Source organism: Bdellovibrionota bacterium, from assembly GCA_040386775.1.
Lineage (GTDB): Bacteria > Bdellovibrionota > Bdellovibrionia > Bdellovibrionales > JAEYZS01 > JAEYZS01.
In genome coordinates this window covers 53,703-72,057 of sequence record JAZKEU010000018.1, presented here as the reverse complement: position 1 = coordinate 72,057, position 18,355 = coordinate 53,703, and the positions used below count along the sequence as shown (strand labels likewise).

The window sequence follows — 18,355 nt, the reverse complement described above, 5'->3', positions numbered from 1 at the left end:
GACTAAACATGTAGTCGCCTTACGTGGACATTCTGCGGACGGGAGTTCGATTCTCCCCACCCCACCAGCTCCTTAGTGTAATGGGATTTACCCACATGGATTAGATATAAACCTTAGAGATCTGCTAGATAATTAATAAAAAATATTTAAAATTTGACAAACCTTCTAAATATTTTGAAAAATAAGAAATGAGCGCATTTAAACAATTTCTTAGAAACCATTATCTCGATGTCGGATTAATAATAGCACTTTTGGGTGGAACATTCTGGCTAGGTTCTTTGAGCAGTGACATTAAGTATATTGGGGACCAAAACGATGTTCAAAAGACCAATATTGAATCTTTAGGGGATGATATAAACGGAGTGTCTCATCAGATTGAAAGAGTAAATGGTCAGATTGAAATTTTAAGAGATATTGTCATCGATTCTAAAAAAGTTAGTTTTAATATTGATTCGCCTGAGAAACTTCGGATCGCACTCGATATGTTTGACGACAAACGATTTCAATTGGAAGGTAAATTAAAAATTGCCAAAAAAATTCTTGAAGAAAAAAATGAACAAGGCAGAGAAGTCGCAAGTGATAAGATAGATCTCATATATAATAAATTATCTAAAGATGGACCTATTAACGGAGTTGTATCTTCTAATTAAACTTCCATTATGAGGAATGCCTTTTGAAATACAATCGGTATCCAGCAACTTAAGCTGTGTTGCAGAATAGGGTCCGAGATCGTTTTTTAGAATCCAAAATACTTGTTTGGTGAAAAAAACCAGCGCGGTATCTCTCGGACTAATAAAAATAATATTAAGAGAGCAAAAGACATTGGCAATAGCGTTTGAAAAATTAACCGAGGCTGTAAATCTAGCGGCACAATTACAGGAGCGTACAGTATGACCCGACTTCTCTTGGCATTAATACTTTCTGGAACCTTAACCGCAAATGCGACCAAGTTATCTAAACCAATTAAACTAGAACATAATATGGAAGTTACGAAAATCATGGAGGACGTCTTCATGGTTATTGACAAAGACTATCGTGATTCAAATATTCTTGTCGTAAAAATGAAAGATGGAACGGTTTTCTTAGCCTCTTCACCCTTTGAAAGTGTTGGCGCAGAGACACTTTTAACATGGGTTAAAAAAACCTTGCGTCCAAAAAAAATTGTCACCGTCAACCCTCACTTTCATATGGACGGTACTGGCGGCAATGAGGTTTACAAGAAAAATGGAGTTGAAATATGGTCGAGCGACCTTACAAAAAAACTTCTGTTAGAGTTTGGAAAAGGCATGATCGGCAAAGTCGCGCCAGGTTATGAACGTAAAGAACTTCGGGAGCGAATTCTCAAATCTAAAGTCGTTGTTGCCGACAATGTTTTTCTAGCTAACGATGGGAAGACATTTAATTTCTCTGGTGAGAAAGTCGAAGTTTATTATCCAGGTCCAGCCCATTCTCCAGATAATGTCGTTGTGTACTTTCCGAAGCAAAAGCTACTTTTTGGTGGTTGCATGATTAAGCCTGAGGACCTTGGCTATTTAGGAGACTCAGATGTAAAGGCCTGGCCTAATTCAGCTCGAAACCTTAAGAAGTTTGATGTGCGGGTAGTTGTTCGAGGCCACGGCCCATGGGGCGGACCAGAATTCATTGATAAGACAATCGCTGTTGCAGAGAAAGCAGCCAACGCCACAAAATAACTGCTAATCTTTAACCAATTCATTGCGGGTTAGAATAAAAATTGAGACTGCGGTAAGTAATCCAATCACAAACCCTTTAACCCAAATGTTATCGACACTGAGAACGATAGATATTATAGAAATAATAATCATGATTAACGCAAGAACTTTAGTCGGTCGAGAAATCGAACGATTCTTTTCCCAAGCCTGGAGTATTTTTCCAAGTACTGGATGAGTATAAATCCAAGTGTGAGTTCTTTCACTGCTCTTTAAAAAGCACCAAGCCGCCAGTAAGATAAAAGGAGTTGTCGGAAGAAGCGGCAAGAAAACACCAATCAAGCCCAGTCCCACAGATAGAAATCCAAGAACAAATATTGAAGTCCGTAAAAATCGATTCTTATAAACTGCCATGTGATCTTTTGAGTGCGTCGTTTTTCATAGTTAAGCTGTCCCCCATCCGTTCAGAAATCAACTTCCAAAGAGCCACCTGTGCAGGGGGAAGATGAGTTTTCAAAGTTTCATCAAAAAGAAAAAGCCACTGAGTAAGAAACTCTCGATTAAAACCTGCCAAAAAATGCTTTTCCACAGGATCATAGGAAATCGGCATATAATGATCTCCACCAAACCGCATCCACCAAAAATGCGTCAATCTTTTAATATGCTCCGGCCAATCATGAACTGATTCAAAAGGAACCCGAAGCAATGGATCGTTCTGCACCCGAGTATAAAAATCATCAACAACATTAAAAATATCATCATGAGAAAATTCAATACCATTAACCGTGACAGTCTTCATTCACTGCTCCTCGACAGAATCCTATAAAACTCAAGTTTCAAATCATGAATTAACTTATTCGGGCGCGGCAGCAGACTAACTTTGTATGCAGCTCAGAGTCCAATCTATATGCAACATATTTGTTGCATATAGATTTATCTCTATCTCTATTAAGGCACATCTACCAAATTATTGACTGATTTGCCATTCATTGTTCTTACATGCAAAAGGTAACGTCCAGATTTCATAAAACCCACGTCTACTGAAGTTTCGAAGCGAAATTGTCCTCCTACACAAGGCTCGGAAGAATCAATTTCTACAATAGGTTGTATAACTAATACATCAGATTGAACCTGTGATTTTACTTCCTTGAGTTTCATGCAACTTGAAGGAAGGTTTCCTGTCAAAAATACTTTGTTAACAGAATCCTTAGACTGAAAATAAGCTTGTGAGATAGACGCATACATAAAATCGTCAGGCTCTTTAGTTTTGCTTGTATGAATGCTCACTCTTCCAACGTTTTGATTGTCGTTATTCGAAATAATAGAATAATCTCCTTCTTTGAGAATTCCCACGTCTACGACTCGATCAAATGGCACAAGGACCTGAAGGCAGACCCCTGGATATTTATAAGCCACAGTATTAAGACGGATCGTCTTTGCTGTGTGATCCACTTGAACTGAAGTTGTCGCATATCGGTAACAGGTGTTCGGAAACATTCCTTCACCGACAATTTCAACATTGTCGTTATTATCAAAACCAACCGGGATATATACTTTACCGAAACTTATTGGAACCTTTATCGGAGTGTTGTCTTCCGCTTTAGCTTGAATAGTAAAGATGATAGCAATGATCGCAAGAGTTGTTCTAATTAAATTCATTATTCCCCCTAGGGTAAGTTGTTTTCTACCTACAAAAACAACATATATGTCAAACCCATGCAGCAATAAAATTACTACGAGACTTTATGTCTCACTTTTCCTCGCCAGCGCGAAAACCTTTAAAGCTCAGCCCCAAACGGTTGAGCTTTTATTTTTTAGTAGGTTATTCAGGACACATTTAAACAACTTCTCAGTTTAGAATTCTTTTACTGATCTCAATATAAAGTGGAATTCCAAAAATCAAATTCATTGGAAAAGTCATAGCGAGAGGAAGAGCTAGATATAGGCTTGGATTGGCAGATGGTATTGAGCTCCGCATGGCCGCGGGAGCAGCGATGTAGGAAGCGCTTCCCACTAGAGTCGCAAGCAAAATAAGATCTCCTTGTGAAATGCCGATCGAATGTCCTACGAAAAGTGATAAGGTTCCGCAAATCAGTGGAAAAATAATGGCAATGGGTAGACTCAAATATTTAAATTTCCATGCTTCTCGCAATTGCTTCTGAGCAACGATACCTAGATCAAGAAGGAAAAAAGCAAGAACCCCTTTGAATGAACCTTGAACGACCGGCGAAATGCCGGCCCAAGACTTCTCATTCATTAGAAGACCTATAACAAATCCGCCAAGCAATAGAACTACTGATTTTGCAGAAAAGATGGACGCTAAGATTGTACGACCGTGAGGTGAGTTTTTTGAAAATCGTTGATATAGGTACACACCAATCAGAATTGCGGGGATCTCCATAAGAGCCATAATCGCAACCATGTAACCACTAAAATTGATTCCATCATTTTCCAAAATTCCTTGAGCCGTAATAAAAGTTACCGCACTCACTGATCCATAAGACGCCGAAAGGGCCGAAGCATTTGCTACGCCTAAGCGATTTTTGAAAGCAAAGAAAAAAATAATAGGAAGGGCGAGACACGAGATCAATCCGAGAGTGAGTGACGGAATAAAGCCTGTTAGACTTTCCGCAAATCTGACCTCGTGTCCGCCCTTGAGTCCTAGGGAGAGAAGTAAAAAAATAGAGAGGAACTTGGATATGAATTCGGGAATCTCTAAATCTGACCTTATCCACGAAGCAAAAGCTCCCAATATAAAAAAAAAAATAATAAGGTCAAAATTTGCTAAATGATTCATCCAATTTTTTTCTCTTGAGCCTCAAATCCATTTTCTATTTCTCTTGTCAGCTCACGAGCTTGCTTTCGCTCTTTCACTCGAACTCGGTCTCCGAAGCGATTTAAGACTTCAAGCATGTGGTCCACGACTTCAGCCAAAGCGCCGTAGAGATTGGAATCTGATTTCTCGACAGTAATTCCGTCGAAGCGCCCTCTGGTCACATGAAGTTTTATTTTGAAAAGATCCGGACCTGCCTGATGTGGCGAGTTTTCCATTTCAAGAGTGACCAGGAGTTTACTCTCATTTAAGTCAGGAAATTTCTCGATGAGAGTTTCAATTCTTTCTTCAACGGCTTCTCGAGCCATTTCAGATTTTTCTAAGTTTTTGAATTTCACTTGTATCATATTGTACTCCCTTCAGAGGTTATCTTATCTTCTAAACAAGCCGATTTTAAGTTGGCAAGATTTTCGAGAGCCGGGCGCTCTAGCCAAGGTTGAACTGCAATTAAGCTTTGAGCTTTGTTCCAACAACTTAACGCCTGAAGCTTCGGAAGCTTTTCAACTTCAGATTTCAGACTTTCGATATTCATTTGAGCCACCGGAGATTGAACTGCATTAGTCGCTTGAATTGCGACGTAATTCATCACCGTCAATCCCGCCCAAATCGTCAAAGCACCCGTGATCAGAAGACCCACGAAACCCACGACGGCAAAAATTTTTACCTTTTTCATGAGATGCGGTTTTGCTTTTAATTCATTTAGAATTTCTAAAAATATAATTTTTTTCATAATTATCCTTTTGTTGAGCGAGTAGACAGCTTCCTGCTACTCAACTGTTACAGTTTAAGATAAAATATTGAATTGTTAAAATGGATAAAAATGCTAACTTGTAATGCTAAAAACTATACAGTAAATTGATCTCTAAGTTTTGAGGCGATTTGATTTTCAATTTTTCGCTGTGCCGTAACCAAGAAAAGTTCCTCATGAACACCTTGCAGCTGGCCAATTTCAATGAGCTCACCTCTTAAAATTTGTCCTGTTACCGTGTGTGTTGCTGTGGGAATGAGCCCCATCTCATTTATTGCCATGAGCTTTTTAACTGATATGTCTTGGCTTTCAATGATTATATTAAGCTCAATTTTATTTAACTTTGCCCAATGGTCGAGATCTTGCCTGAGCCTACTATCATAAGTGGGTAAAATCATCGGCTCGCCAGATATAGATTTTGGAAACCCCTTCCTCAAAGCTTTGAACTTTGGAGCTCCGTAAAAACTCACATTCTTTTTCGTAATCGATTTTGGAAACAGACCTTTCCCATCGGTAGCGGTTGGTAAGAAGTTAGTCACCATCAGATCCATTCGGTGAGCGACAAGTTCCCTTACCAATTCATCAGATTTCCCTTCTGATAAAGTAATCTGACACGGTGAAATTCGGAAAGCATGTTTTACAAGCTGAAGAACGATCTGCTTTGGAACGCTATCAAGCGCCCCTAAGTGAAGCGAAGGCTTTAAAGGCTTAAGCCGATCGTGTAACACTTCATACATTTCTGAACCCATGCGGAAAATGTTTTTTGCATAATCCAGCGCTACTTTCCCTTGTTCTGTGAGTACGAGTTTTTTGTGGTGCCTCTCAAAAAGCTGTACACCAATGGTGTCTTCAAACTGCTTAAGCTGCGCCGAAAGAGTGGGCTGACCGAGCTTTAGCTTTTCGGCGGCTTTTGAAACTGTTCCTTCTTCAGCAATTGTCTTAAAATAAAAAAGATGATGGTAGTTGATCCACTGATTCATTGAGATCCTCCGGCAATAATTTTAAATATCGTAAATAACGATACAAATCAACATTATTATCGATTTGATGAATGTTTTAAATCTGACGATATTATTCCACCAAAGAAGGAGATTTTTGAAAATGATACTATTCCCATTTTACGACTATTGGTGGTTTTACGCAGGATTTACGGCTTTTGTTTTAGTCGTACTCGCACTTGATCTTGGAGTTTTCCACAAGAAAGCTCACGAAGTCAGTTTTAAAGAAGCATCTATCTGGACGACCATTTGGATAAGTATGGCGCTCGTTTTTAATTATCTCTTTTATCTTTATGCTCAACACAGATTTTCCACACACGAGCGATACACCTCGATTCCCAACTTTGACCCTGATGCTCAAGCTAAAACAACAGCTCTCGAATTCTTAACAGGGTTTGTGGTTGAAAAGTCCCTTGCTATAGATAACATTTTTATTTTCGCCGTGGTGTTTGCTTACTTTGGTATTCCCAAAATGTATCAGCACCGAGTGCTCTTCTGGGGAATTCTAGGTGCCCTAGTGTTCAGGGCAGTTTTCATAGCCATGGGTTCTATCCTTATGCAATACCACTGGGTGGTTATTTTCTTCGGAGCGCTTCTGATTTTGACAGGGATTAAAATGTTCTTTGCAGGAACCAAATCGCAGAACTTAGATGACAATTTTATAATCAGACAACTCAAAAAAATATTTCGAGTGCATCCAAAAATTGAAGGTCAGAAATTCTTCTTTAAAAAAGATGGACTTACCTATGTAACGCCGTTGTTCTTAGCACTTATTTTTCTTGAGCTCAGCGACATCATCTTTGCTGTGGATTCAGTTCCCGCGATTTTTGCTCTAACAAAAGAGCCTTTGATTGTCTTCACCTCAAACATTTTTGCAATCTTAGGTCTTAGATCTATGTACTTCATGCTAGCAGGTGTGATGGACAGATTTGCTTACATTAAGTACGGATTGGCTTCGGTACTGGTGTTTGTGGGTCTTAAGATGGTCTGGCTTAATGAAGCCTTTGGCGGAAAATTCCCGATTAAATGGTCTCTTGGAATCATTGCTCTCTTAATCGGTGGCTCGATTGTACTTTCAATCATTATCGATCGTAGGCAACAAAAGCTGATTCTTGCGATTGCAGATTCAAAAGAAAGCAATAACGTTTAATAAATTAAAAAAGCGCAGCCTGAGTGGTTACGCTTTTTTAAAGCAATTAAGATATTTGTTCTATGTTTGTTGTGCTGGTATGACTGCGGGGAAATGATTTATGCGCTATGAATCTGAAGATGGTTCACCTATTGCCCTACTCAAATCAGATTTTAGCTCAAGCCTTACTGTACCCGATCATAGCATAGAGGATTTGCGCAGTGGCGCAATTGAAGGCTTAAGGCGTGAAAATGGCAAAATCGTCCTCTTTGACAAATTAAAAGACAAACCTGAAAAAACAAGAGTACTTGAAAAAATAGTTATATACTTTGGCCTGACTCAATGTTGTTGCTGCCCCTTCATGGAACAGAACAGCTGAGAGAATTTCTACCAGTTCTGAGGAACAAAAACTATATCGTTAGTTTTGTAATTGATGGCCTTTAAACGATCAATCACCATATCCACTTCTTTGCGAGAAACCTGACTGCTTCTATGCATGATCCATAAATATTTCTGATTGGGTACACCAATCGCTACCCATGAATAATCATCAGCCAAATCAATGACTAGATAATCAAACTTCAGCGGCCAAAAAGGCGAAACCAGCCAATGAGCGTTATTTGTGCCAGCTACAATGTAGCCTTTCTGTGGGACTTTTTTAATTTTCCCGTTAGAAGAACCTTTTCTATATGTGTAATCGATATCTATCGTATCCTTAGTTTTATCGTAAGTATAAATCTCTACAGCATTATGAACGTCTTTTTCTAAGATTGTAAACCGTCCAGCACTCACGTACCAAGTTCCCATAAATCTTTCGATATCAACTTTTTCCACTGTAGGAAATGATACCGTTGAACAAGCCGAAAAGGCTGGAATAGATGCTATCATAAAAATTTGGCTAAAAATGGATTGCAACTTTTGTTGAATTTTAATTCTTTTTTTCACAAAATTCCTTCGATAATTAATTTATAACTAATCTCGGTTTTAACGGAGTTAAGAATAAATCCATCTCGAAAAACCTTATCTGCAAGAGTTTTAGCACGGTCAGGTCTTTCTGCTCCCCAAATCTGAACTGTAAGATCACACTTGTGCATACGCACCTCCCGTGAAGAGTTTTGATCAACCACTAGATTTCCATTTAGTTCTAACTTTGAAAAATGAATCTTAGAGCTTTTTGCATAAACTTTGAAAGTACCAATAAAACAATTCATCAGCGCCTGTAAAAACAAATCCTCTGGTGAAAAACCGTCTCCCACGCCTCCAAATTCAGAAGGAACCGCGCATTTTGCAGAATACTCTCCACACTCAATAAGCCAAGGCTGAACAAATTCTCCTGAGGCAGTGGCTTTAGATTTGAACTCAATAGGTAGTTGCATAATTATTTAAAACTTCCTTTATCTTTCATATAGTTCATATTAGTATGAACTATATGAAAGATAAAGGAAAAGACTTTCACTTGCAAAAATTATCACTGTCCATCGGTGACTTTATACGTTATTGGGGATTTCGTCGCATCCATGGCGCGATATGGACTCAAATCTATGTATCAAAGGCGCCTTTGAGCTGCAAAGACCTCACGGTAAGCCTTGGACTATCCAAAGCTCTAGTCAGTCCAGCCCTTGAGGAGCTCTGCCAATATAGACTCATCCACGAAGCACCCTCTCCAAACAAAAAAACAAAACTTTATGTTGCGACAGAAAATATCAGCGAGGTCATTAAGCATGTTTTAAAAAACCGTGAGGCTAAAATTCTTCAAAAAATCACAAAAAATTTTTCTACTTTAAAATCTGCTCAAAGTAAAAAAACAGATGTAAATCTTGAAAGACTTAAATCACTAGAAGAAATGATATCAGCTGCCAATTTAATGCTAGGATTATTTGTAACTCAAAAAGATGTTTTTAAATTATCTATGGAGTAGATACTCTTTTCGATTATTTATACTAAAAAAAATATTCCGCCGCTCATAATTAACATTAACACAGCCGGAAGAGATTTTTTAGCGGGGTCCTTAACTTTAATATGCATCAACAAAGCACCAACCATTAGAGCCATTACCAAACCGCTCGCAAATGGAAGTAGCTCTGGCATCCAAATTCCTGCAACAAGAGCCAGGGCTGCGCCAATTTTGAGAGTGCCTATTAGATAAAAGAACCAAACAGGAAGGCCGTAGGCCAAAAATTCTTCTTTTAGGTTGCTTGCAGATTTACCTCTATAGTCCGTGCTTTTTTTTGATCTCAAAAGCCATACATTTAAAAGTCCGATAGCTACAATCAGTTGTAATATAAGTACTAAATTCAAAGCGCCCTCACTTTAGTTTAATTTTTTAAATTTATAGCTTCTATAGTTATTGCATGGTTTAAATAACCCGTGACTCTACATCAGCTCTCCATCATTTTTTTAATCTTATCATTTATAATTTACGGCACAAGCTGTTTCTCAACTGAATTCATGCGAGCAGAGTTTGAGCGATACAAACTCCCAAAGCTGAGAGTTCTCACAGGAGCTAGTCAAATTATCTTAGCGCTTATGTTAGCAATAGGCTTAGCTTTAGAAATTAAATTCTTAATCGCAATCTCATTATTAGGCTTGCTGGTTATGATGTTTGTGGCAATTCTTGTAAGAATTAAAATCAAAGACCCAATAAGCAAAATAATTCCTGCAGTATTTTACCTGGGGCTAATTTTAACGACAATACTACTTTCTTTGAGAATTCATTTATAGGCTACTCTTAAGTTATTACTGTTTCTCAATTTGGCGATTGGATCTGGCTTTTTCTAAAGCTTGGAGCGTATTTATATTGCCGCCGTTTTCAAGAACTGCAATGGTGAATGCTGCATATACAGCATCTAGACCCCGTCCTTGAGACATCATTTTTTGATAAACGATTTTAAGTTTTTGAATATCACGCTGACGAGATGCTTCGTTAAACTCAGCCCATAAGCCTTGATACTTAAAAGCAGGATCCTCATTTTTAATGAAAGATTCAATGACTTGTTTATGATGACTGAACATATCATATTCGTGTGTTACAAATAGATCTGTATTTAAATTTGGTTTTTCCTTATTCACTCCTCTGAGATCTTGGATTAAATTTTTTCTAGTGTTCTTTAAAAATTCTAGCTGACCTAGAGTTAGAGATTTATCTTTTGCAAGTTCTCCCAGTAGTGCCACGTATTTACTTGGCGATGTTACACTCTTTAAAATTATTGCACCTTCGTCAAATAATTGAATTCCATCCCTTAGGCTGGGCGCTTTATCCATAGGATCATTAGTCATAATTTCTTTAATAACATTTCTTACGAATTGGACATCAGCTGTGAGTAGCGCATATTTGATAGCCCGATTTGCATGAAGCTTTGGCAATCTTTCTTTGATGAGGTCTGACGCTGATTCTTGTGGCATAAAACGAATTTTCAGATGGTTATTGGCAAAAGATTCTGTGAGTTTTGAGTCCTTTAAAATTGCCAGTACTGCATATGTACCATCCAATCCTAGAGATGAATTCATATTTTGTCCCATTTTAATAATTTCACGCATTCTGCTTAGAATTCTTTGATCTCTTGTTTCTACAAATCTATGATAAGAAATGCTGTCTCTAGGTATTCTTCCTGTTAACGTCGATGCAGACTTTAAGGCTTTTAAAGCTAACTCAAGGTAAAAAGCTTTATTTCCTTTTTCACCGTAATTTCCGACGGAGTCTTCATTTTTAAAAATTTCAGGACTTTTCAAAATATCAACAAAGTCTATCAAAAGGGATTCAGCTTGTTTTCTATGTGTTCCTTTAACTTCCAGCAGAGCATTTAAACCGTCCTGTAAGTAATTTTGATTTCTATCAAACAATAAAAATTTTGTTATCGAAATACGACCGATATTCATGAGAATATCATTATCGCCCGTTTCGATTCCTAGTTCTACTAAATCATTAAGCTTATTGAATCTAAAGCTTTGAATAAAGGCTTCTCTTGCTAAGTCTTTTTGGCCTGTCAATATAGCAGTTTTTAAGATTTCAATTGGATTCGCTCTATCGTTTGCAAATGTATCTCTGTAGTTTAAAATATTTGTGACAACGGTTTGTTCGGCACGTAAGTTGTAATATTCAATAAATTCCACAATAGAAACTTTTGGATTAAGAACATTTTCTACCATAGAAACTTGAGGTGCCGGCTTGGCCGGGAGTTCAAAGTGTATTCGACTTACTTTTGCCATTTCACGCAGTTCATTCTCCATATCTTGTCTGATTTCAGCAGCGATTTCTTCTCTAGAAAGACCCATTTTTAACAATTGCTGAATAGGTTCTACTCTAAAATATCTAGGTGATTGGAAGCCCTGTTCAATATCTCTCCTCATCGCATTAATAATCATTTCATATGTAGTTTCAGAAACAATTGCCGGATGCGATTCAGATTTAGGTTGTGCAATTAGGGAAATAGACTTTTCTAGGAAGAGACTTGAGCATTCCTTCGAAGCTTTAGCGTAAGGACTTGTTAAGACTAGGGCTAATAAAATTATTGCTTTATTCATTTAAATATACCGTCCTAAATTGATACCCTTCGAAAGTTTGTTGGATTAATTTCCAATATATCAAGCTTCGAACTTCTTACGGGACATTACTTAGCAGGTAGTGTGCCCGGCTAAAAGTTTATTTATTTGGATTTAAAGACAAAAAGGTGTCTAGAGCATCAAAATCTATGCCCTAAAAAGTTCTTCTCAAAAAGTATGCAACATTTTAGCAACAATTTTTTTGCCGACAGTTCTTCAAAATTTACTAATTTAATAAGGCTTTAATCAAAACCTTACTTCTTATCGCAGCTGTTTATGTTCTTGCTACCCATTAACACATTCTATAGGATGATTTGCATATGGAAATCGAAAGCATACAATCTGGATTTAAGGCTATTACTGATATTTTAAACCGCAGCTTGTTTAAACTTGGCGATTTTCAGGTCACGGTGTTTTCTATTATTAGCGTATTGTTTTATCTAGTAATACTTTTTGTTATCTCAAGTCTTCTTAGAAGAATTCTTTTAAAACGCCTTTCTGGATTTTATAGCTCTAAAATTGAAACCATTTTACTCTTACTCCATTATTTTATTTTGACTATTGGTACTCTGATCATACTGCAATCTGCAGGATTAGATCTTAGCACCCTCACCGTACTTGCGGGAGCAATTGGTATTGGGCTGGGTTTTGGATTTCAAAATGTCGCTAATAATTTTATTAGCGGTTTGATTATTTTATTTGAACGTCCCATTAAAGTTGGTGATCGGATTGAAATTGGTGAGATCATGGGTCAAGTCATGAGAATCGGACTTCGCTCGACCACCGTTCTTACCAATGACAATATCTCAATCATTATACCCAATGCAGACTTTATTTCAGACAATGTCATTAACTGGAATCATACCGATGATATCGTAAGGCTTAGAATGCCAATTGGCGTATCCTACGAATCCGATCCCAAAAAAGTAGTCGAGATCCTTGAGGCCGCAATAAAAGATGTTGAGGGAGTGTTGAAGGATAGAAAATCAGATGTCATCCTCGATGGTTTCGAAGACAGTTCAATTAAATTTTATGTTCGTGTTTGGACTCAAGACTTTTCTCAAAGACCCGGTATAATGAAACACAATATCAATATGGCAATCTGGGAAGCTCTAAAAAAGGAAAACATCCAAATTCCATTCCCTCAGATGGATCTAAACATAAAAAAAGACCTATAGCGATCACCGTTTTCTTTTAATATTTCAAACCCGTATCACAAAGAACCGTCACGATAATTGGTGAATCTCCCAATGAGTTTGACTCCAGGATTTTCACTGTTGCCGCAACATTGGCAGCTGCCGAGTAACCAACAAATAGTCCTTCTTTTTCGGCTAATAATTTTCGGTACAAAGTTGCTTCTTCATCAGAAACTTCAATGATGCCATCGGCAAGACTTGCATCCCAATGCGGAGGAACGGATCCGTAACCAATTCCTTGAAGCAAATGTTTGGGCTTAGACATCGCATGCCCAGCAAGAACAGCTGCGCCTTGAGGTTCAACAGCGAAACACTGAACTTTTGAATTTTGCGATTTAAGATATTTCGAAGTGCCCGTGAAGGTACCACTACTGCCGACAGCAGCTACAAACGCAGTGATCTTGCCTTCGGTATCGCTCCAGATCTCTGGGCCCGTTGATTCTATGTGAGCCCGCAGACTGCCAGGATTATTGAATTGATCGACGTAATAGGCGTTTCGATCAATAGCTATGCGCTTTGCCTCTTCCGCCGCAACAGCAATGTCATCACCGGTCACCTGTCCAGGAGAACCTGTAACTTGAGGCACTAGAATAACCTCTGCACCAAGTCCTCTCAACATCTTTACTCGCTCCGAGCTATTGCCAGAAGACATGACTGCAACAAAAGGATTTCCTTTGACTGCACAGACAACAGCGAGGCCAGCTCCCATATTTCCACTCGTCATTTCAACAACCGGTTTTCCAAGATACAACGCGCCTAGATCATAAGCGTAATCAATAATTTTTTTCGCCGCACGATCCTTCACGCTACCGCCTGGTTGTACGAACTCGGCTTTTGCCATCAACGTGCCTGGGCCGCGATATATACGCTGCAAAGTTAATAGTGGTGTATTGCCAATAAGGCTTAATGCATTTCGGTTAATCAATATGTACCTTTTACCTTTCGCGCAACCAAGTCTCAAGCTCGGGAACATCATAAAAAAATAGTTCAGCCCCTGATGAAATAAGCGCCTGCTCATTGACATGCGGATCCCACAAAACTGCCGCAGCCATCGCGCCAATATTTTTTGATCCCATAATATCAGAAGGACTATCACCAATGACCACTATTGTGTTTTTATCCAAAGACCGCCAGTCAAATTTTAAACTATTTTCATGAGGCTTAGACTCAGCATCCGTTGCAAAGCTCATGGTTGTAAAGAATGTATCGATTTTATGAGCAGTGAGAATAGTTCGCGCTGATTTTTCGTCTCTAGCCGTCCAAAGATGTATTCGGCAATTGCTTTGACTGAGTCTTCTTAAAAACTCATATACTCCATCAAAAAGATGATATGAATACCGCTCAGATACCTTGCCCCAAGTAGAAATAGCTCTTTTTTTCTTAAGTGGACACTCTACACCAAAAGCATTAAATAATTTTGTAAACTCCGGATAAAATTTTTCTTTAGCTTCCGTTAAAGAAATTTCTCGCTCCAATATTTCAGAGAAAACTATTCGGTTAATTTCATAAATATTTTCTCTTGATTGAATGAGTGTTCCATCAAAATCAAAAATTATGTCCTTGATCTTTGCTTTCTCGATTTCGATAACTCTATCCAGAGAGAGGTAATGGAACTTGGCCTGCCCCACCCTAGTTTTTAAACAAAGCTCAGGGTTAATATTTTTATTTCCCGATCTCGTGAAATGCAAATGAGGAAATTTTGCGGTAAACAAATCAAAACTTTCTTTTATCACAAACTCAGCATGCTCAAAACCTTTGGTGTATTCAGTACCAGCTTTTGGAGCAGGTAGCTCGATCAATTCAACCACCTGATTGCCTGCACGAAAAGGCTCAGTCATGCGGTAGGTTGAGATTGCACGGCCATTGACATTCGCCTCTGTTAAAAGAATTCCTGCACCTGCCAAAAAAACTTTGTGATCCTCATACTCCTGATGCGATTCGACTCTGAAACAAAGGTGATCCGCCCTTAGAGTCGATACTGAAACGCCCAACGCTTGTAGCTCGGCCATCAATTGAGTTAAGAACAACTCTCCATCAAATCTAAATTGCTGAATATCAAATGTATTTCCCATGCACCACACCTTCCTTGATCTTGAACCTACGAACTAGTATCAAAGAGTTTGAGTAAAGCAAAGTGACTAATATTAACCAACATAGTTAATATATTTAACTATTCAAAATAGTAATAAACTAAATATTTCCTTCCTGGGCTTTACTTTTATCCCCAAAGCAGTATGATTTCTTAAATTTATTACCAAAAGGAGAGCATTATGGCAGCGTATGTAGATGGATTTGTAATCCCAGTTCCTAAAAAGAATATAAAGGCTTATTTGAAGCTAGCAAAGCTTGCGTCCAAAGTTTGGAAAGAATATGGCGCCCTCGAATATTATGAATGCAAAGCCGACGATGTTAAAAAAGGGAAATGGACTTCGTTTCCTAGAAGCGTAAAACTTAAACCTAGCGAAACTGTGTTTTTCTCTTATATCGTTTATAAATCAAGATCTCACAGAGATTCGGTCCTTAAAAAAGTAATGAAAGATCCAAGAATGCAAATGGGTATGGAAAATATGCCTTTCGATGGAAAGCGCATGATCTATGGTGGATTTAAACCAGTAGTATCGTAGCAGTCGCATAACGCAGGTCTTCTTGGCTAGCTTAACAAGAAGACCTGCGTTAGAAATATTTTATGAAATTAGTTATAGGAAACAAAAGATTTTCAAGTTGGTCATTGAGACCGTGGTTAGTGGCCAAGTATTTTAAAATACCTTTTGAAGAAATTCTTATCTACCTCGATCAACCCGATACAACTTCTGAAATTTTAAAGTATTCGCCCACCGCAAAAGTTCCTGCGCTCATTGTAAATGATGAAGTGATCTGGGATTCGCTTGCAATCTGTGAATACCTCAATGATAAATTCCCGGGAAAGCAAATGTGGCCCAAAGATATATTGACTCGTGCACTAGCCAGATCTGTTTCAAGCGAGATGCATTCTGGTTTCCAAGTGATGCGCGAAGTGATGTCCCATAACCTCCAGACCAATCAAAAAACATTTGTATCTCATAAAGCAGAGAAAGATATCCAAAGAGTAAAACAAATCTGGATTGATTGCCTCAAAAAATCTGGCGGGCCATTTTTATTTGGAGACTTTAGCATTGCCGATGCGATGTATGCACCCGTGGTGAATAGATTTATTTCTTATGCCGTTTCTGTAAATGAGCCGGAACTTCAAAAATACATGAAACTAATCAGAGATCTACCGGCACACCAAGAGTGGATAGAAGCAGGGTTAAAAGAAACCATCGAAGCTCCTCTCCATAAATAACTTTTCTCAAATCCAAAGGACAAAATGGCGAAAAATATTATTATCTGTTGTGACGGAACTTCAAATGAATACAGTCACAACAATACAAATGTAGTTAAGCTTTACGAAAGAATTGTACTGAACGAAAAACAATTGAATTTTTATGATCCCGGCGTTGGAACCTCATCTCGGTCACTGTTTGTGCCGTTCAGATGGTTAAGTAATATGCTCAGCCAAGGATTGGGGCTAGATCTAAACAAAAATGTTGAAGAAGCATATCAATATTTAATGGATAACTATGAAGAGGGAGATAAAATTTTTCTGTTCGGATTTAGTCGAGGAGCTCACACCGTAAGAAGATTGGCCTGCGTCTTAGAAAAATTAGGCATCTTGTATAAAGGCAGTGACAATATGATTCCCTACGTAATTCGAATGTACAACAAAGATGAAGATCTAGAAATTATTAAAAAATTTCGTCATACCTACACAAAAAAATGTCCAGTGCATTTTATGGGAGTCTGGGACACCGTATCTGCTCTAACAAAACTCATTCCCCGATCAAAGCTTGATGGAAAATCGAGCAAAGAAATTACACATATTTATCACGCAGTTGCTATAGATGAAAAAAGGCTTCAGTTTCCACCAAATCTCTTTGATCAAAATGATATCGGCACAAATCAAACCCTAGAAGAAGTATGGTTTGCTGGAGTTCACAGCGATGTTGGTGGGTATTATAAAGATGCAAGACTTTCTGATATTTCTCTGAAATGGATGCTTGAGAAAGCAAGAAATGTGGGACTCGAAGTGGGTCCAGATTATTTGTCAGATATTCAGGCAAATCCTAAGGGAAAAATTCATAATTCATGGAAATGCCTCTTCTGGTTTACTCCTTGGCATATATATGTCGTTTTATTGATGGCAGGCCTGTTGCTTATAGATGTATCACTCTCCCACCTCGATCTATATTGGAATATACCATGGCGTCCTTTTAGTTTTACCACAGATCTTCTAAAAGAAAATTGGATCGGCAGTCTTGTAATTGCATTTTGTGCTATTTACTTTACAAAGAAAATTCGCAATATCCCCTCTGGAGCCAAAATCCACAAGAGCGTTCAAGAAAAAATAAATAATGATAATTATAATCCTAAAAATCTCACCCATTTAATTAAAGAAAACAAAATCCAATGGGCTGAATAAAATTTTGGTATTGAAGTCAGATCTCACTAATAAAAGGAGTCAAAATGTCTGGTGGTGATTGGAAAGAAATGTATGTAGGAGCTCAAAGAGGTGATCTTGAGTTGGTAAAATATCATATTCTAAACGGTATTGATCCCAACTACCAACATCCTGAAATTTTATCCACTCCTCTTGTTGCTGCGATTATCGAAGGGAATATCGACATTGCCATGTTCTTGATAGAAAACGGCGCAGACATTACGCTGGTCTCAGACTTTGATATGATGACTCCCATGCAGGCTGCAAAAATGTATAAAAGAACTGAAATCATCAAAATATTAGAAAAGATGCTTCCTCCAGAGAAGTCCTTCTTGAATAAACTTATAGATAGATTCAGAAAATAGGCATCTTGTGAGAGTAGCTGGCTTGTGTTATACTCACAGTATGAGATTTGAACGAGCTCTTATTAAAACCATCTTATTGATCGCCGCACTCTGGGTGCAGTCACAGTACTTTTAGATTATGACTAAATCCAAAGATCCGCTTGAAGGCGTAACTCTTGAAAAAATTCTGACAGAGCTTGTAGAACACTATGGCTTTGAAGAGATGGGCAATCGTATTGATATCAATTGTTTCAATTTCGAACCCAGCATAAGCTCTAGTCTCAAATTCCTAAGAAGAACTCCCTGGGCTCGCAAAAAAGTTGAAGATATGTACCTCGATTTTCTTAATCATCCGCACAAAAGAAGTATGCTGTCGCGATAATAT

Annotated in this window: 23 protein-coding genes and 1 pseudogene; 11 read left to right on the top strand and 13 right to left on the bottom strand. The window is 38.1% G+C overall.

The features are described from left to right. The first annotated feature begins 188 nt into the window (after positions 1 to 188). Both V4596_12190 and V4596_12185 read left to right on the top strand, forming a co-directional pair. A complete protein-coding gene (locus V4596_12190) occupies positions 189 to 650 on the top strand; it encodes a hypothetical protein (protein MES2769896.1) in 462 nt (153 codons plus the stop codon). 312 nt (positions 651 to 962) lie between these two features. Beyond that, positions 963 to 1,691, top strand: a pseudogene (locus tag V4596_12185) (MBL fold metallo-hydrolase). Positions 1,692 to 1,694: 3 nt separating this feature from the next. On the opposite strand, the gene V4596_12180 reads toward V4596_12185, so the two are convergent. The 7 genes from V4596_12180 to V4596_12150 form a co-directional block, all read right to left on the bottom strand. After that, the gene (locus V4596_12180; GenBank protein ID MES2769895.1) at positions 1,695 to 2,081 is read right to left on the bottom strand and encodes a YbaN family protein; all 387 of its coding nucleotides are present in this window, start codon (positions 2,079 to 2,081) and stop codon (positions 1,695 to 1,697) included. Further along, entirely contained in the window at positions 2,068 to 2,466 is a 399-nt protein-coding gene (locus tag V4596_12175) for a group III truncated hemoglobin (protein ID MES2769894.1), read from the bottom strand. The genes V4596_12180 and V4596_12175 overlap by 14 nt, the downstream gene beginning before the upstream one ends. A 149-nt stretch (positions 2,467 to 2,615) precedes the next feature. Next, positions 2,616 to 3,326, bottom strand: coding sequence for a hypothetical protein (locus V4596_12170; GenBank protein ID MES2769893.1), 711 nt, complete (start codon positions 3,324 to 3,326; stop codon positions 2,616 to 2,618). Between the two features lie 190 nt (positions 3,327 to 3,516). After that, a complete protein-coding gene (locus V4596_12165; protein ID MES2769892.1) occupies positions 3,517 to 4,464 on the bottom strand; it encodes a sodium-dependent bicarbonate transport family permease in 948 nt (315 codons plus the stop codon). After that, a complete protein-coding gene (locus V4596_12160; GenBank protein MES2769891.1) occupies positions 4,461 to 4,847 on the bottom strand; it encodes an HPF/RaiA family ribosome-associated protein in 387 nt (128 codons plus the stop codon). The genes V4596_12165 and V4596_12160 overlap by 4 nt, the downstream gene beginning before the upstream one ends. Continuing rightward, positions 4,844 to 5,230: a hypothetical protein gene (locus V4596_12155; protein MES2769890.1), complete on the bottom strand. Its 387-nt coding sequence runs from the start codon at positions 5,228 to 5,230 to the stop codon at positions 4,844 to 4,846. Before V4596_12155 ends, V4596_12160 begins: the two co-directional genes overlap by 4 nt. A 113-nt stretch (positions 5,231 to 5,343) precedes the next feature. Beyond that, positions 5,344 to 6,228, bottom strand: coding sequence for a LysR family transcriptional regulator (locus tag V4596_12150; protein MES2769889.1), 885 nt, complete (start codon positions 6,226 to 6,228; stop codon positions 5,344 to 5,346). A 121-nt stretch (positions 6,229 to 6,349) separates the two neighbouring features. Here V4596_12150 and V4596_12145 point away from each other — a divergent pair, with 121 nt between their 5' ends. Then, entirely contained in the window at positions 6,350 to 7,396 is a 1,047-nt protein-coding gene (locus V4596_12145) for a TerC family protein (GenBank protein MES2769888.1), read from the top strand. A 100-nt stretch (positions 7,397 to 7,496) separates the two neighbouring features. After that, the gene (locus tag V4596_12140; GenBank protein MES2769887.1) at positions 7,497 to 7,754 is read left to right on the top strand and encodes a hypothetical protein; all 258 of its coding nucleotides are present in this window, start codon (positions 7,497 to 7,499) and stop codon (positions 7,752 to 7,754) included. Positions 7,755 to 7,762: 8 nt separating this feature from the next. Here the strand turns inward: V4596_12140 and V4596_12135 are convergent, their stop codons facing one another. Together V4596_12135 and V4596_12130 are read right to left on the bottom strand one after the other, a co-directional pair. Beyond that, positions 7,763 to 8,320, bottom strand: coding sequence for a lipocalin family protein (locus tag V4596_12135; GenBank protein MES2769886.1), 558 nt, complete (start codon positions 8,318 to 8,320; stop codon positions 7,763 to 7,765). After that, positions 8,317 to 8,751: an OsmC family protein gene (locus V4596_12130; GenBank protein ID MES2769885.1), complete on the bottom strand. Its 435-nt coding sequence runs from the start codon at positions 8,749 to 8,751 to the stop codon at positions 8,317 to 8,319. Before V4596_12130 ends, V4596_12135 begins: the two co-directional genes overlap by 4 nt. A 44-nt stretch (positions 8,752 to 8,795) precedes the next feature. Between V4596_12130 and V4596_12125 the strand changes: the two genes are divergently transcribed. Beyond that, on the top strand, positions 8,796 to 9,293 hold the full coding sequence (locus V4596_12125; protein MES2769884.1) for a hypothetical protein: 498 nt from the start codon (positions 8,796 to 8,798) through the stop codon (positions 9,291 to 9,293). Positions 9,294 to 9,310: 17 nt separating this feature from the next. Here V4596_12125 and V4596_12120 read toward each other — a convergent pair whose 3' ends face one another. After that, positions 9,311 to 9,673, bottom strand: a complete 363-nt coding sequence (locus V4596_12120) for a DoxX family protein (GenBank protein ID MES2769883.1) — start codon at positions 9,671 to 9,673, stop codon at positions 9,311 to 9,313. Positions 9,674 to 10,111: 438 nt separating this feature from the next. Beyond that, the gene (locus V4596_12115) at positions 10,112 to 11,896 is read right to left on the bottom strand and encodes a hypothetical protein (GenBank protein MES2769882.1); all 1,785 of its coding nucleotides are present in this window, start codon (positions 11,894 to 11,896) and stop codon (positions 10,112 to 10,114) included. 338 nt (positions 11,897 to 12,234) lie between these two features. Between V4596_12115 and V4596_12110 the strand changes: the two genes are divergently transcribed. Continuing rightward, positions 12,235 to 13,092 (top strand): mechanosensitive ion channel domain-containing protein, encoded by an 858-nt coding sequence (locus V4596_12110; protein MES2769881.1) that lies wholly within the window; start codon positions 12,235 to 12,237, stop codon positions 13,090 to 13,092. Positions 13,093 to 13,108: 16 nt separating this feature from the next. Here the strand turns inward: V4596_12110 and V4596_12105 are convergent, their stop codons facing one another. Together V4596_12105 and V4596_12100 are read right to left on the bottom strand one after the other, a co-directional pair. Further along, the gene (locus V4596_12105; protein MES2769880.1) at positions 13,109 to 14,035 is read right to left on the bottom strand and encodes a cysteine synthase family protein; all 927 of its coding nucleotides are present in this window, start codon (positions 14,033 to 14,035) and stop codon (positions 13,109 to 13,111) included. Positions 14,036 to 14,045: 10 nt separating this feature from the next. Then, positions 14,046 to 15,182: a VOC family protein gene (locus V4596_12100; GenBank protein ID MES2769879.1), complete on the bottom strand. Its 1,137-nt coding sequence runs from the start codon at positions 15,180 to 15,182 to the stop codon at positions 14,046 to 14,048. A gap of 198 nt (positions 15,183 to 15,380) precedes the next feature. Here V4596_12100 and V4596_12095 point away from each other — a divergent pair, with 198 nt between their 5' ends. The 5 genes from V4596_12095 (at position 15,381) to V4596_12075 (ending at position 18,352) form a co-directional block, all read left to right on the top strand. Further along, positions 15,381 to 15,734, top strand: a complete 354-nt coding sequence (locus V4596_12095; GenBank protein MES2769878.1) for a DUF1428 domain-containing protein — start codon at positions 15,381 to 15,383, stop codon at positions 15,732 to 15,734. 62 nt (positions 15,735 to 15,796) lie between these two features. After that, positions 15,797 to 16,432 (top strand): glutathione S-transferase family protein, encoded by a 636-nt coding sequence (locus V4596_12090; protein MES2769877.1) that lies wholly within the window; start codon positions 15,797 to 15,799, stop codon positions 16,430 to 16,432. 24 nt (positions 16,433 to 16,456) lie between these two features. Continuing rightward, on the top strand, positions 16,457 to 17,608 hold the full coding sequence (locus tag V4596_12085; protein MES2769876.1) for a DUF2235 domain-containing protein: 1,152 nt from the start codon (positions 16,457 to 16,459) through the stop codon (positions 17,606 to 17,608). A gap of 44 nt (positions 17,609 to 17,652) precedes the next feature. Then, a complete protein-coding gene (locus V4596_12080) occupies positions 17,653 to 17,991 on the top strand; it encodes an ankyrin repeat domain-containing protein (GenBank protein MES2769875.1) in 339 nt (112 codons plus the stop codon). A 118-nt stretch (positions 17,992 to 18,109) separates the two neighbouring features. Continuing rightward, a complete protein-coding gene (locus tag V4596_12075; GenBank protein MES2769874.1) occupies positions 18,110 to 18,352 on the top strand; it encodes a VF530 family protein in 243 nt (80 codons plus the stop codon). The last annotated feature ends 3 nt before the right edge of the window (positions 18,353 to 18,355 follow it).

Bases quoted from the DNA above. Each gene is read 5' to 3' on its own strand.
- V4596_12145 (MES2769888.1), top strand. From the start codon at position 6,350: ATGATACTATTCCCATTTTACGACTATTGGTGGTTTTACGCAGGATTT.
- V4596_12190 (MES2769896.1), top strand. From the start codon at position 189: ATGAGCGCATTTAAACAATTTCTTAGAAACCATTATCTCGATGTCGGA.
- V4596_12090 (MES2769877.1), top strand. From the start codon at position 15,797: ATGAAATTAGTTATAGGAAACAAAAGATTTTCAAGTTGGTCATTGAGA.
- V4596_12110 (MES2769881.1), top strand. From the start codon at position 12,235: ATGGAAATCGAAAGCATACAATCTGGATTTAAGGCTATTACTGATATT.
- V4596_12095 (MES2769878.1), top strand. From the start codon at position 15,381: ATGGCAGCGTATGTAGATGGATTTGTAATCCCAGTTCCTAAAAAGAAT.
- V4596_12155 (MES2769890.1), bottom strand. From the start codon at position 5,230: ATGAAAAAAATTATATTTTTAGAAATTCTAAATGAATTAAAAGCAAAA.
- V4596_12075 (MES2769874.1), top strand. From the start codon at position 18,110: ATGACTAAATCCAAAGATCCGCTTGAAGGCGTAACTCTTGAAAAAATT.
- V4596_12165 (MES2769892.1), bottom strand. From the start codon at position 4,464: ATGAATCATTTAGCAAATTTTGACCTTATTATTTTTTTTTTTATATTG.
- V4596_12180 (MES2769895.1), bottom strand. From the start codon at position 2,081: ATGGCAGTTTATAAGAATCGATTTTTACGGACTTCAATATTTGTTCTT.
- V4596_12175 (MES2769894.1), bottom strand. From the start codon at position 2,466: ATGAAGACTGTCACGGTTAATGGTATTGAATTTTCTCATGATGATATT.
- V4596_12100 (MES2769879.1), bottom strand. From the start codon at position 15,182: ATGGGAAATACATTTGATATTCAGCAATTTAGATTTGATGGAGAGTTG.
- V4596_12140 (MES2769887.1), top strand. From the start codon at position 7,497: ATGCGCTATGAATCTGAAGATGGTTCACCTATTGCCCTACTCAAATCA.
- V4596_12170 (MES2769893.1), bottom strand. From the start codon at position 3,326: ATGAATTTAATTAGAACAACTCTTGCGATCATTGCTATCATCTTTACT.
- V4596_12085 (MES2769876.1), top strand. From the start codon at position 16,457: ATGGCGAAAAATATTATTATCTGTTGTGACGGAACTTCAAATGAATAC.
- V4596_12150 (MES2769889.1), bottom strand. From the start codon at position 6,228: ATGAATCAGTGGATCAACTACCATCATCTTTTTTATTTTAAGACAATT.
- V4596_12160 (MES2769891.1), bottom strand. From the start codon at position 4,847: ATGATACAAGTGAAATTCAAAAACTTAGAAAAATCTGAAATGGCTCGA.
- V4596_12130 (MES2769885.1), bottom strand. From the start codon at position 8,751: ATGCAACTACCTATTGAGTTCAAATCTAAAGCCACTGCCTCAGGAGAA.
- V4596_12080 (MES2769875.1), top strand. From the start codon at position 17,653: ATGTCTGGTGGTGATTGGAAAGAAATGTATGTAGGAGCTCAAAGAGGT.
- V4596_12115 (MES2769882.1), bottom strand. From the start codon at position 11,896: ATGAATAAAGCAATAATTTTATTAGCCCTAGTCTTAACAAGTCCTTAC.
- V4596_12125 (MES2769884.1), top strand. From the start codon at position 8,796: ATGAACTATATGAAAGATAAAGGAAAAGACTTTCACTTGCAAAAATTA.